Annotated in this window: 11 protein-coding genes; 4 read left to right on the forward strand and 7 right to left on the reverse strand. The window is 67.7% G+C overall.

All coding sequences use genetic code 11. The features are described from left to right. Both FJ386_08560 and FJ386_08565 read left to right on the forward strand, forming a co-directional pair. Nucleotides 1-528 (forward strand): peptidylprolyl isomerase, encoded by a 528-nt coding sequence (locus tag FJ386_08560; GenBank protein ID MBM3876753.1) that lies wholly within the window; start codon nt 1-3, stop codon nt 526-528. A 79-nt stretch (nt 529-607) separates the two neighbouring features. Then, the gene (locus tag FJ386_08565; GenBank protein ID MBM3876754.1) at nt 608-1,156 is read left to right on the forward strand and encodes an NUDIX hydrolase; all 549 of its coding nucleotides are present in this window, start codon (nt 608-610) and stop codon (nt 1,154-1,156) included. Between the two features lie 40 nt (nt 1,157-1,196). Here the strand turns inward: FJ386_08565 and FJ386_08570 are convergent, their stop codons facing one another. Continuing rightward, entirely contained in the window at nt 1,197-2,462 is a 1,266-nt protein-coding gene (locus tag FJ386_08570; GenBank protein MBM3876755.1) for a hypothetical protein, read from the reverse strand. Between the two features lie 25 nt (nt 2,463-2,487). Next, the gene (locus FJ386_08575; GenBank protein MBM3876756.1) at nt 2,488-3,432 is read right to left on the reverse strand and encodes an LpxI family protein; all 945 of its coding nucleotides are present in this window, start codon (nt 3,430-3,432) and stop codon (nt 2,488-2,490) included. On the opposite strand from FJ386_08575, the gene FJ386_08580 reads away from it, so the two are divergent. Then, nucleotides 3,410-3,619, forward strand: a complete 210-nt coding sequence (locus tag FJ386_08580) for a hypothetical protein (protein MBM3876757.1) — start codon at nt 3,410-3,412, stop codon at nt 3,617-3,619. The two genes, FJ386_08575 and FJ386_08580, sit on opposite strands and share 23 nt — an antisense overlap. A 52-nt stretch (nt 3,620-3,671) precedes the next feature. Here the strand turns inward: FJ386_08580 and FJ386_08585 are convergent, their stop codons facing one another. The 3 genes from FJ386_08585 to FJ386_08595 form a co-directional block, all read right to left on the reverse strand. Further along, complete coding sequence (locus FJ386_08585) at nt 3,672-4,556, reverse strand: formylglycine-generating enzyme family protein (GenBank protein MBM3876758.1); 885 nt, start codon at nt 4,554-4,556, stop codon at nt 3,672-3,674. Nucleotides 4,557-4,861: 305 nt separating this feature from the next. Next, nucleotides 4,862-7,057 (reverse strand): hypothetical protein, encoded by a 2,196-nt coding sequence (locus FJ386_08590; GenBank protein ID MBM3876759.1) that lies wholly within the window; start codon nt 7,055-7,057, stop codon nt 4,862-4,864. A gap of 34 nt (nt 7,058-7,091) precedes the next feature. Beyond that, a complete protein-coding gene (locus FJ386_08595) occupies nt 7,092-8,630 on the reverse strand; it encodes a PDZ domain-containing protein (GenBank protein MBM3876760.1) in 1,539 nt (512 codons plus the stop codon). A 15-nt stretch (nt 8,631-8,645) separates the two neighbouring features. Between FJ386_08595 and FJ386_08600 the strand changes: the two genes are divergently transcribed. Next, a complete protein-coding gene (locus tag FJ386_08600; GenBank protein ID MBM3876761.1) occupies nt 8,646-9,395 on the forward strand; it encodes an SDR family oxidoreductase in 750 nt (249 codons plus the stop codon). 155 nt (nt 9,396-9,550) lie between these two features. On the opposite strand, the gene FJ386_08605 is transcribed toward FJ386_08600, so the two are convergent. Next, on the reverse strand, nt 9,551-10,939 hold the full coding sequence (locus tag FJ386_08605) for a glutamine synthetase (GenBank protein ID MBM3876762.1): 1,389 nt from the start codon (nt 10,937-10,939) through the stop codon (nt 9,551-9,553). 278 nt (nt 10,940-11,217) lie between these two features. Next, nucleotides 11,218-12,684 carry an aldehyde dehydrogenase gene (locus FJ386_08610; protein MBM3876763.1) on the reverse strand — a complete coding sequence of 489 codons (1,467 nt, stop codon included), beginning with the start codon at nt 12,682-12,684 and terminating at the stop codon, nt 11,218-11,220. Nucleotides 12,685-12,797 lie beyond the last annotated feature (113 nt).

The raw sequence follows: 12,797 nt of genomic DNA on the forward strand, positions 1-12,797 counted from the left end.
ATGAGCCACGCCAACGAAGTCGCCGTCTTCACCACCGACCACGGCCAGATGATCGCCGAGTTCTGGACCGACGTCGCGCCGAACACGGTCGCCAACTTCAAGAAGCTCGCTCAGTCCGGCTACTACGACGGCACGGCGTTTCACCGCATCATGAAGGGCTTCATGATCCAGGGCGGCGACCCGCTGACGAAGAACCCCGCGATGGAACCCCGCTGGGGCACCGGCGGCCCCGGCTACCAGATCAAGGCCGAGTTCAACGACCGGCCGCACGTCCGCGGCGTGCTCTCGATGGCGCGGTCTTCGGATCCCGACTCGGCGGGCAGCCAGTTCTTCGTGTGCCTCGATGAGGCGAGCTTCCTTGACGGCAAATACACGGCCTTCGGCGCGCTCGTCGCCGGCGAGGATGTGCTGCTTGCGATCGGAGACCTGCCGACGGTTCGCGGCGGCGGCGGCGAGAAGAGCAAACCCGTCCAACGCGTCGGGATGCAGTCCGTGCGGATCATGGGCCGCGCCGAAGCCGGCGTCTGACCCTCCGTCCGCGGCTTGGCTGGGTGCCGTCGACTCCATCGGCCATCGGCAAACGGCAATCGGCAATCGGCAATCCCCAATGCCCCTCCCCTGGCCACTCCTCCGTTCCGAGCCGCTCGGCGACCACCGCATTTTCAAGGTCCGGCGCGACTTCAAGCGCTCGCCGCGGACTGGAGCCGAACATGACTTCTTCGTGCTCGAATGCCCCGACTGGGTGAACGTGATCGCCCTCACGCCCGAAGGCGGGCTCGTGTGCGTCGAGCAATTCCGCCACGGCACCAACACCGTCGAACTCGAAATCCCCGGCGGCGTCATGGACCCGCACGAGACTGACCCCGTCGCGACGGGCGTGCGCGAGTTGCGCGAGGAAACCGGCTACGAAGGCTCCCGTGCCCGCGTCATCGGCGCCGTGTGGGCCAATCCCGCGATTCAAGGCAACACCGTCCACACCGTGCTCGTGGAGGATTGCCGGCCAACGGGCACGGTCGAACCCGACTGCGGCGAGGACCTCGCCACGCGCCTGATTCCCGCAGCGGAGATCGCGTCGCTCGTCTCCTCCGGAAAGGTCCGGCACTCGCTCGTCGTCGCCGCGCTGCTCCACTTCGAACTGTGGCATCGGGCCGGATAGCGGGCCGGGCTGGTGGTCCTCCCGTTCCGCCGTTCCACCCCTACGCCTTCAAGACGAACCGCGCGGACTGCGCGTCGTAAAGGTTCAGGTCCGCCAGTTCGTGCTGCCAGCCGCAGAACAACTCCGCCGCGCCGTCCATCAGGTTCACCTGCTGGTAGGTCATCACGCCAAGCTGCCGCCCGGCATTCCAAGGGCTTTGCTGGCGCGTCGCGGCGATGAGCGTCTTGCCGATGTAGCTCCGCCCGCCCGCCCACAACAAACCGCGCGCGTGCCGTGCGACCAGCTTGCGCGACGCCGCCTTGAGCCAGCGATGGTTGTCCGTGCGGCCGAGCATCAGGTGGCTCGCGCCTTGCAAATCGGCTCGCGTCACCTCCGCGTCCGTCTTCACCAGGAGCCGCCCGCTCTTCATCGGGTAATCGCCGAATCGAAATTCCGCGATGCGCTGCGCTTCCGCGCGAAGCAGTCCGGCCTCGCGCGGCACCGGCGATGCCGACGGATGGCTGATGATGAGGCGGTCGTGAAACAGATTCTTGAACCCCGGCTCCGCGCGCGGCGCACGAACGCGCGGCGCGGGGACGGGCCGGCGGTGCTCGAGGAACCAATCCACCAGCGAGTCGCGACTGCGCTCCGGGTTGTAGAGCCATTCCCACGAGTGATGCCCCCAGCCCGCGAGCTCGTCGTAACGGACCGTGAATTTGAGCCGGCGCAGCTCATCCACGAGGCGGCGCGACCGCTCCACCGGCACAAGCTCGTCGAGGTCGCCGTGAACACACCACACGGGCACGCGGCGCAGGGACTTGAGCGCGGCGCGATGCCCGCCGCCGCAAATCGGCGCCACCGCGGCCCATTGCGCCGGATACTTGCACGCGAGCCGCCACGTCGCGAAGCCGCCCATCGAGAGGCCGGTGAGATACTGCCGACGCGCGTCCACGCGATAGCGGTCGCGGACCCAGTTCACCACGTCCCAAAAATCCGTCTCGCCCATGTAGCGGAAGCCGATGTCGCCGCGACCGAACGGGCTCACGACAATCACATCCTCGCGAAACCCGCGCTCGTGCATGCGGAAACACTGCCCGGGAATCATCCGCTCGTCGCCGTCCATCCCGTGCAGCATCACCACGAGCGGATACGCGCGACGGCGCGAGTAAGTCCGCGGCACCCACGCGGCGAACGGCTGCGTCGAGTCGTCCACCGCGGAGCGATAAGTCCCGGTGAAGTAACCGGTGCGGGGAGGCGTCACGCGCGAAGTCTGTGCGGAGTCCGCGGCGAAGGCAACCCGTGGTCGAACGGATGAAACAGGCGGAATTTGTCGCGCTGCGACAAGTCACTGCTCAATCCGTGGTCACCACGGTCACGCCGCCGGCGTGCGCGAGTTGCTCGCAGCGCTCCTGCTCGAGCAGCAGTGTGCGGCCCGGTTCGACGGCCAGCACGGTCACGCCGGACTTCGCGCACGTTTCGATCGTCAGCGCGCCGATGCAGGGAATGTCAAAGCGCATGTCGTGATCCGGCTTGGCAAGCTTCACCGCCACGGCGCCGCCCGCTTTGCCCGCGAGCTCGCCGCCGCGGGCGAGGCAACGGTCTGTCCCCTCGAAACCCTCGACCGCGAGCACCGTGCCGTCCTTGACGACGACCGTCTGCCCGATGTCCAGCCGCGACATCTCACGCGCGAGCCTCAGCCCGAACGCGATGTCCTCGCGCTGGACGTCCGTCGGTTTCGGGCCGATGCGAAATCCCGCGCCGGGCATCAGCGGCTTGAGCCACGGGATCGCGGGCACGACGTCCACGCCGTCCTTGCGCATCTCCTCGATGATCGCGCCGAAGATGGTGTGGGCATTTTTCTCGCGAAGCTTCAGGAGCATGGCCATCGCGCGCAGGTCCGGGCGCAGGTCAAAGAGGTTTCGCGGCGCGATCTGCCCGGCCATCACGCAGTGCGTCACGCCGCGCCGGGTGAACGTCTCGATCATCCGCGAGAGCTGGCCGACGCGCAGCCATTCGATGTCATCCACGAGCGCGGCGAGCGCCGGGTCGGTCTCGCCCTCGAACGCCGCGGCGACGATGCGCCGGACGCCCATCGCCCGCGCCTGCCTCGCGAACACGAGCGGCAACTCGCGGCTCCCCGCGATGATGCCGATGGACTGGAACGCTTCGCTCACACGGCGAGCGTAGCAAGGCACGGCTCGAATGCACAGCGCCATTGGCCGGAAGAAGATCGGGAACCCGCACCCCGCGGTGAGCGTGTTCAACTTCATCCGCATGAAGCCGGACAAGTCGTTCATCCAGTCGCCGCTGCAGGAAGGCCAGCGCGTGAGCGCGATGAGCGAGCCGGGCCGGCAATACGCGCCTTACGTCAACGGCGGCGACACCGCGGCGCTCACCGTGGACCTGCCGAAGGGCGGCGGCCCCGTCGCGCTCAAGCCGAAGAAAGACAGGAACGGGATCACGCGGCGAATTCTCGCGCAGTAGCCGGCGCCCGAGTCACCCGGCGCAAAGGTCGGAAGCCGCCGGGGAACACGCCTCACTTCGTCCGCACACACCGGAAGCCCGTGTGCTGGAGGCCGGTGTCGGGCGAGGTCTTCATCCGCATCGCGGGCCGGAAGCCCGAGCAATACTGGTCCGTGCACAGGAACGAGCCGCCGCGGGAGACGCGCTTCGCGATGCCGGGTTCGTTCGGGTCGTGGCTGCGGTCGGGGCCCTGCGGGTTGTCCTTCGGGCTCTGCGCGTAGTATTCGGGCAGATACCAGTCGAGGCACCACTCCCATACGTTGCCCGCCATGTCGTGCAGGCCGAAGCCGTTCGCAGGGTAGGAGCCGACGGGCGCGGCGAACTGATGCCCGTCACCCAGCGTGTTCTCCTTCGGGAAGCGCCCCTGCCAGGTGTTCGCAAGCAGCTTGCCGCCCGGATTCTGTTCCGCGCCCCAGATGTAAGCCGCGCCGGCGACTCCGCCGCGCGCGGCGTATTCCCACTCGGCCTCGGTCGGAAGCCGCTTGCCGGCCCACTTGCCATACGCCACCGCATCGAACCAGCACACGTGCACGACGGGGTGCTTCTCGCGCCCGGCGATGCTCGACTTCGGCCCCTCGGGGTGCCGCCAGTTCGCGCCCGCCACGTATTCCCACCATTGCATGTGATCGCGCAACGACCCGACGACGTCGGGCGGACTGAACACGATCGAACCGGCCACCAGCTTGTCCGGCGGCACGCCGGGAAAATCCTCCGGGTTCGGCTTGCGCTCGGCGACGGTGATGTAGCCGGTCGCCCGGACGAACCTGTCAAATTGCTCGTTTGTCACCTCGGTCTTGTCCATCCAGAACCCATCCACGACGACCTCGTGCACTGGTTTTTCATCGGCCTGCCCATCGGTCGCGCCCATCGCGAACTTGCCGCCGGGAATCCACACCATCCCATTGGTCCACGACATGTCGGACGGGTCGGCGCCCGGCGCGAGGAAGCCGGCGGCCTTCGCGGCGGGCGCGGTTGCGGGCGGCGCGGGTTTCGGTTCGCAGGCGCCGAGAAGGACGGCGATTGCCGCGAGGACGCAACATTCGGATTGGTTCGTATTCATCTGGAGTTCGGGCTCGCGCGTGGCCGAGGATGCCGCCGCCGCAGGCGGGGCTCAACCGCATTTCTGCGCAGCGCCTCACCGCGCAGACCGGGCGGGGTCGGGTTCAACGGTGTGGATGCTGACGCTTCGCGGGTTGCACCGTTTCAGTTCGCCGCCAGCGCCTTGATTTTCACGAGGCGGCCGGTGGCCATGCGCTTCACCGAGAAGTTCAGGTCGCCCGGCTGTTTCACGAGCTTCTCGAAGTCGGCGACGTTGGACACCGGCTGGTCGTTGACGTGCGTGATGACCTCGTAGGGCTTGATGCCGGCGACGGACACGCGGCTGCCGGCCTCGATCTTCGAGATCACCACGCCGGGCTCGTCGGACCGGCGCTGCATGTAGCGCAGCACCTCGTAGGTCAGGTTGCGCACGGTCAGGCCGAGCGGCTCGGACTTGAACCGCGGCGCGCTCTCGTAGTGCGCGGGGCTCGGCGTCACGTCGAAGTCCTTCCGCAGCGCCTTGCCGTTCGCGAAGAACTCGACCGCCACCTTCGAGCCGAGGCCGAGGTCGGTGAGGATGCGGTTGAGCGGGTTCTCCGCGTTCGGCCACGGCGCGGGCAGGCGGTCGAAGATGCGCTCGTTCAACTGGTCGAGCTGGTCCCACGGGAAGTTCGCGCCGAAACCGCCGCGGTCCTCCTGCAACTGGAGCTCGATCGCGTTCGGCTGGTCGGGCGAGCGCAGCCGCAGCAGCACCCAGCCGGGCTCGATGCCCGCCTGGTCCGCGGGCGAGCCCGCATACACGTGCGTCACGAGCGCGCCGTTGCGGCCGTCGCCCGTCTGGTCGGACACACCGTTGACGCGCGCGAGTTCCTTGTTGAGCGCCTGCAACTCGACGCCGAGCCACGCGATGCGGTTCTCGTCCGCCTCGCTGAGCGGCGTGTTGTTCGGGTCGCTGTGCTTGTCGAGGTCCGCGAGGACCGCTGCGAGGTGGCTTGCCGCGACGGTGCGCGCGTTGCTGGCGCCGCCGCCGGTGAAGCGGCCCGTTTGCAACCGCTCGCGGCGCGCAACGGGCAGCGAGAGCAGCGCGCCCGATTCGTCGAACACGAACGGCGTCGTCGTCGCGCCCTCGATGCCGGGATTCACCTGGCCGCGCCAGCCCGCTTGAAAGGTCGTGATGCGCGTGTGCGACGCGTAGGCCACGCGCTTGTCGCCCTGCAACGTGAGTTCCTCGGCGAACACGAGCTGGTTCTTCGCGCCGAGGATGCTCGCCGTCGAGAGCTTCAGCGACGCGGGCAGGGGCTTCGCCACGCTGATGACCAGCGCGCCGTAGTCCTTGAGCGACGCGACGAACCTGCCCTCCTGCGACGTCTCGCCGCGGTGCACGGTGATTTTTTGCAATCGCGCCGTGGTGCGCGCGCGGAGGTTCGACAGCACGAGCAACCGGTCCGGCGCGATGGCCACGCCGATCACGTTCCGCTCGGTCGCGCTCTCAATGTCCTCATCGTCGCTTCCCCCGCCGCCGAACCGGCCGCCGCCGCGGAAGCCGCCGCCGAACCCGATGCCGGTGCCCGTCTGCGTCTTCGGGCTTCGAAAACTCAGGTGAACGCGCAGCAACGTGCCTTGCGAATCTTTCTCGACCTTTGCAAGCCGCGCGGCCATGTCGGCGGACGTGAGGAACGGCCACTTCTGCGGCGGGCCTTTCCACGAGCCGTCGGGCGGCAGTTCGGACTGCGTGGCGAAGCCGACGGCGGCGCCGGACTTGTCGGTGACAACTGCGAAGCCGGGCGCGGCGATGAACGCCTTCCCGCGCTCGGGCAGCGTGAGCGAACCGCCGAGCCCTGAAACGCGTGTCTGCCAGTCGCCGTTCATGAACTTGTGGCTCGCGGCGAAATACGGGCCTTTCTTTGCGGCGTCGAACGCGAGCGGCTTCGCATCCGCGAGCGGTTCGGCGAGTTCAAGCAGCACCGCGTCATGCTCGCGCGCGAAGGCCTTGACCGTCGCGGCGACGGAGGCGCCGCCGTGCCGGACGCGGATCGCCTTGATGAAGCGCGGGTGCGTCTCGAGGTCCTGCGCGAGGACTTCGCGCGGCGCGAGCATGACGCCCGAAGCCTCGACGGCGCGCTCCTGCCGGATGTAATCCTCGAGCGGGTTGCCGTGGAACTCGCCGCAGTTCGGGCAGCGCTCGCCCCACGACTGCGAGCGCGGCTGGTCGCCCTTGTCGGACTGGAGCTCGTATTCGACCTTCACGAGCGACGGGGCGAGCTTCTTCGCGACGGCGGCCAAGTCGGCGGTGGAATCCTGCGCGGACGTGGATGCTGCCAGCAGAGCGAGGAGGGTAGTGATGGCGATGCGGGTGTTCATGGTCGAGTTGGGGTTTCGGAAGAACCGGCCGATGTCAGTCCTTCTCGTAGTTGCGCGAGAAGTCCAAAACGATCTGCCGGAGCAGGCCGCCGCGGAGCACGCTGAACACGAGCCGCGGCTTGGTGGCCACGTTTCCGATGGCCTTCTTGTGCAGCCCGCGCACGTCGTCGAGGGTGAGCACGTCCTGCCCGTCAATCTTGAGCAGGATGTCGCGCGATTGCAGCCCGGCGGACTGCGCGTTGCCGGGTGACTTGGTGCCGTAGACGAACACGCCCTTGGTGCGGTGGAAGTAGAGGTCGGGGTTGTCGAACTGGTTGATGACCTTGACGGTGAAGTCCCAGCGCGGGCAGTCGAGTTCCTCGCCCTCGACGCGGCCCTTCTCGCGCGGCGTGAGCTCGATGTTCATCACGTTGCCCTGCCGGACGACTTCGAGCTTCGCGGGCTTGCCCTTCGCGAGCAGTCCGAGCCGGCGGCGCAGGTCGGGCAAATCCTCCTCGGTGGTCGCGGTGAGGCTCTCGCCGTTGAGGCGCAGGATGCGGTCGCCGGTCTGGATGCCCGCGCGCTTGGCGGGGCTCTCGGGGTCGGTCTCGGCCACGACCACGCCCTCGGTGGCGTCGAAGTAGATGTTTTTGTTGAAGTCGCGCAGCGGCTGGAGCTGGAGGCCGGTCCAGCTCCACGGAATCTTGCCGTGCGCGCGAATCTGCGAGACGAGTTCGCGGATGACGGTCGAGGGGATGGCGAAGCCGGTGTCGCCGCCGCTCATGATGCCGCGGGTGTTGATGCCGATGACTTCGCCGCTGGTGTTGACGAGCGGGCCGCCGGAATTGCCGGGGCTGATGGCGGCGTCGGTCTGGAGCCAGAGGCTGTATTCGCTCACGCCGGGCAGGAAGCGCCGCGTGCAGGACACGATGCCGATGCTCACGCTGCGCGAGAGTCCCCACGGCGCGCCCATGGCCATCACGAAGTCGCCTTCCTTGAGCTTCATGGAGTCGCCGAGCGGCGCGAAGGGCAGCGGCGGTTCGCCGGGCTTCAGCTTGAGCTGGAGCAGCGAGATGTCGGTGTCCTTGTCGAGCCCGACGATCTTCGCCTCGTAAGCGTGGCCGTTGAAGAGGAGGCAGCGGACCTCGGTGGCTTTCTCGACGACGTGCCAGTTGGAGAGCACCTCGCCCGTGGCGGAGATGAGCACGCCGGAGCCGGAGACTTCCTGCGTCTGCTTGCGCCCGCCTTCCATGCTCTCGCGCAGGCAGCGGATGAAGACGACGGTGGGGAAGACCTTGTCCTTGGAGCCCGCGACGATCTGGCGGAAATCCATCCGCGACCATTCGTCGAGCTTGTCGGCCGCGCCCGCCGGCAGCGCGAGCGAGGCGATCATCGCGGGGACCGCGAGCATTGCGATGAAGAGGGCGCGGGCACGTCGGAGCAAGTCAGAAAGTGGCACAGCGATTGGGGTTGGTTGGGCGGATGCTAGTTGAAGCGAGCGCCGGGGCAAGCGGGGAAAACGGAGCGGGGCACGGGCGTCTGCCGGCCGCGAGCCGGCGGATTTTCCGCTACCCAACCACATCGGGTTGACCATACTCGGCCCGTTCCCATGACGATCCACACGGAGCTTCAAGGCCGCTGCGTCCTCGTGACCGGCGGCGCCAACGGCATCGGCGAGGCCACGGTCCGCGCGTTTCACGGGCTCGGCGCGCGCGTGTTCTTTTGCGACACCGACGCGCGGGCCGGGCAGCGGCTCGTGAAGGAGCTCGGCCACGGCGCGGATTTCCAGCGCGTGGACCTCCGCCGCGAGACGGACATCTGCCGGTGGATTTCCCGAAGCGCGGCGCGCGGCGGCGGCATCCACGTGCTCGTGAACAATGCCGCCATCGATCCGCGCATGCCGCAGGAACACGCATCCGTGAAGTTCCTCGACGAGCTGTGGGCGGTGAACCTGCGCGCCTACATCCTCACCGCGCGCGAGGCGTCGCGCCACATGCCCGAGGGGATGGGCGCCATCATCAACCTCTGCTCGCTGACCTTCCACACGGCGCCCGTGAACATGACCGCCTACGTCGCGACCAAGGGCGGCGTGCTCGGCTTCACGCGCTCGCTCGCGCGCGAGCTCGGGCCGCGCGGCATCCGCGTGAACGCCGTCTCGCCCGGCTGGATCATGACCGAGCGGCAGCTTCGCGAATACGTGACGCCCGCGGTGAAGCGGCTCATCCGCGAGGCGCAGTGCATCGAGACGCTGCTCGCCCCGGAGGAAATCGCGGACGTGATTCTCTTCCTCGCGAGCGATTCGAGCCGCGCGCTCACGGGACAGGAACTTCTCGCGGACCGCGGCTGGCAGCATTCGTGAGCGGTGACGAGTGCTACGCACGACGAAGGGCAGGCTCAACTCAGCCGGGACACCGGGCGAGCGGCTGCGGGAACGTGAGGAGCAGCAGCCCGCCGGGGCCGAAGGACATCGCGCCGGCGGTTCGACACGGGATCACGCCGCCGGTCTGCGTCCGTTCAAATCTGCTCGAAGTAACGCTGCTTCTCCCAGTCGGTCACGGCGTTGCCGAACGCCTCGTGCTCCAGCCGCGCGTGGTGGGTGTAGAAGTCCACCACGTCGTCGCCGAAGGCGGTGCGGGCGAGGTTGGACTTCTCGAAGAGGCCGGTCGCGGCGCGCAGGGAACTCGGGAGGCGGGCGAGCTTCGGGTCCACGTAGGCGTTGCCGTGATACTCGGGGCCGCAGTCCAGTTTCTCGCGCACGCCCGCCATGCCGGCCGCCAGCATCGCGGCGAAGGCGAGATACGGGTTCGCATCCGCGCCCGGCATCCGGTTCTCGATGCGGAACGAGCCGTCGTGCCCCACGACGCGGAAGCCGGTCGTGCGGTTGTCCACCGCCCACGCCATGCGCGTCGGCGCCCAACTGCCGGGCTGGTAGCGCTTGTAGCTGTTGATGGTCGGCCCGAAGAACAGGCACAGCTCCGGCGAGTATTTCATCAGGCCGCCGAGGAATTGTCGAAAGAGCTTGGAACCCTCCACGCTTGTCGTCTCGGCACTTTTGCCTTTTGCCTTTCGCCTTTTGCCTACTTCGCCCGCGAACATGTTCTTCCCACCCCTCCACAAGCTCATGTGAATGTGGCACGAGTTGCCCGCTTCGCCCGGCGCATACTTCGCCATGAACGTCACCGCCCTGCCGTGCTGCGCGGCGATTTCGCGAACGCCCTGCTTGAAGAGCGCGTGCATGTCCGCCATCGGCAGCGGGGCGGCGCAGGTGAAGTTGATCTCGTGCTGGCCGCGGCTCCACTCGCCCTTGCTGCTCTCCACCGGCACGCGCGCGGCGCACATGCCGTTGCGGATGGCGCGCATGAGCGGCTCGTCGCGCGTCGGCTGCATGAGGTGGTAATCAATCCGGTAGTCGCTCGACGGCTGGAGTTCGCGGTAGCCGCCCGCGCGCGCGGCTTCGTAGGTCTGGTTGAACAGGTAAAACTCCAGCTCGCTCGCGCAGACGCAGGTCTGGCCCTGCTTCGCGAGCAAGTCCAATTGCCGGCGCAGCACGGAGCGCGGCGCTTCCGCGACGAGCGTGCCGTCCTCGCGCGCTAGGTCGCACAGCACGAACGCCGCACCCGGCTGCCACGGCAGCACTCGCAGCGTGTCCATGTCCGCCCGGAACACAAAGTCGCCGAAGCCCGCGTCCCAGTTCGCGACCTTGAAGCCATCGAGCGGGTCCATGTCGAGGTTCACCGTGAGCAGGTAATTGCATCCGTGCGTCCCGTGCTTCACGACCGAGTCGAGGAAGAAGTCGGCGCGGAACCGCTTGCCCACCAGCCGGCCGAATGGATCAGGGAAGGCGACGAGGACGGTGTCGATGAATCCGGACTTAATCTGGGATTTGAGTTGGGCGAGGGTCATGGGGCGTAATGCGTAATGCGTAATGCGTCAGAAGGCGCGTGGACTCGGGGCATCATGGCATCGGGATAGTGCAAAGCAAGGCGGCCAAGTCTGAAGCATCGGAATCGGCTTCGTTGTCTGCTGCGGTTCGATAGGGAACCGGGTCTTCTCGCAACTCACTGCCGCGCTGGTCGGGAACCATCTTCAGCAGAAGCTTGATGACTTCGGTCAGGAGCTTCATGCGGTGCTGGGCGACTCCGGGCCCAAGCACCCTTCTTCTTACGCATTACGCAGCACCCTCATTCCGCCACATACACATTCTTCACCTCCGTATACCCCTCCATCGCCGCCATGCCCAAGTCCCGGCCCAGCCCGCTCTGCTTGTATCCGCCGAACGGCGCCTCCACATGCACGCTGCTGTGCGAGTTGATGCTGAGGACGCCGCTTTGCACGGCACGGGCGACGCGGAGGGCGCGGCGGAGGTCGTTCGTCCAGATGGAGCCGCTGAGGCCGTAGGGCGACGCGTTGACGGCGCGGAGCATCTGCTCCTCGTGGTCGAAGGGCACGATGCACACGACCGGGCCGAAGATTTCCTCGCGCCAGCAGCGGGTGGACTTGTCCACGTCCAGCAGGACGGTGGGTTCAAGGTAAAAGCCCTTGCTTGGCGACGAACACCCCTCACCCTGCCCTCTCCCCTCATCGGATGAGGGGAGAGGGTGGCCGGAGGCCGGGTGAGGGGTGTCTTCGGCCGATGACTGGACCCGGGGCCGATTGCCGCCGCATGCAAACTTCGTTCCGCACTTCTTCGCGTCGGTGAGGAAGTCCTCCACGCTCGCACGCTGGGCTGCGGAGACGAGCGGGCCAAGTTGCGTTGCGTCCTGCTTCGGGTCGCCGACGATAAGCTTCTTCGTGGCAGCGACGAAGCGTTCGGCGAATGCCTCGTAAATCCCGCGCTCGACGAAGACGCGGCTGCGGGCGCAGCAGTCCTGGCCGGTGTTGGCGAAGACGCTCAGCGGCGAGGTGTCGGCGGCGCGCTGCCAGTCGGCGTCCGCGAAGACGATGTTCGGCGACTTGCCGCCGAGTTCGAGCGAGACGCGCTTCAAATCGCGCGAGGCGAGTTCCATGAGGCGCCGGCCAATCTCCGTTGAGCCGGTGAAGGAAACCTTGCGCACAAGCGGATGCGTGACGAGCGCATCGCCGATGGCGGAACCCGGGCCGACGAGCACCTGCAGCACACCGGGCGGCAACCCGGCGGCGAAGGCGAGTTCGCCGAGCCGCAGCGCGGTGAGCGGCGAGAGCGACGCGGGTTTGAGCACGACGCAGTTGCCGGCCGCCAGGGCGGGCGCGGCCTTCCAGCACGCGATGGGGAATGGGAAATTCCACGGCACGATGGCCGCGACCACGCCCATCGGCTCGCGCAGGGTGAAGTCCAGCCCGCCGCGCGCGACGGGGATGGTCTGCCCGCAGAACTGGCCGATGGCTCCCGCGTAATACTCGAAGACCCGCGAGCCGAGGCCGATTTCATCCCGCGCATCGCTGATGGGCTTGCCGATGTTCGCGCATTCGAGCTGCGCGAGTTCCTCGCGGTGCTCGCGCAGGACGCGGGCGATGTTGAAGAGGATTTCCGCGCGCTTGCCGGGCGCGAGATTGCGCCAGCTATCCTCCCAAGCCCGCTGCGCGGACTCGACGGCGGCGCTCGCATCCGCAGGCGTGGCGGTAGCGACTTCGGTGAAAGCCTCCTCGGTGGCGGGGTTGATGAGTTGCATGGGCGATGCGCGATGCTCTCCCAGCCGGTTCGCGAGGGCAAACATCGAGTTCTTCACGGGCGCGGTCATTTCTGCGGCACGGCGGGTCCGAACGCGCGACACGGCGCCGGGCA

Source organism: Verrucomicrobiota bacterium (genome assembly GCA_016871675.1).
GTDB lineage: Bacteria > Verrucomicrobiota > Verrucomicrobiia > Limisphaerales > VHCN01 > VHCN01.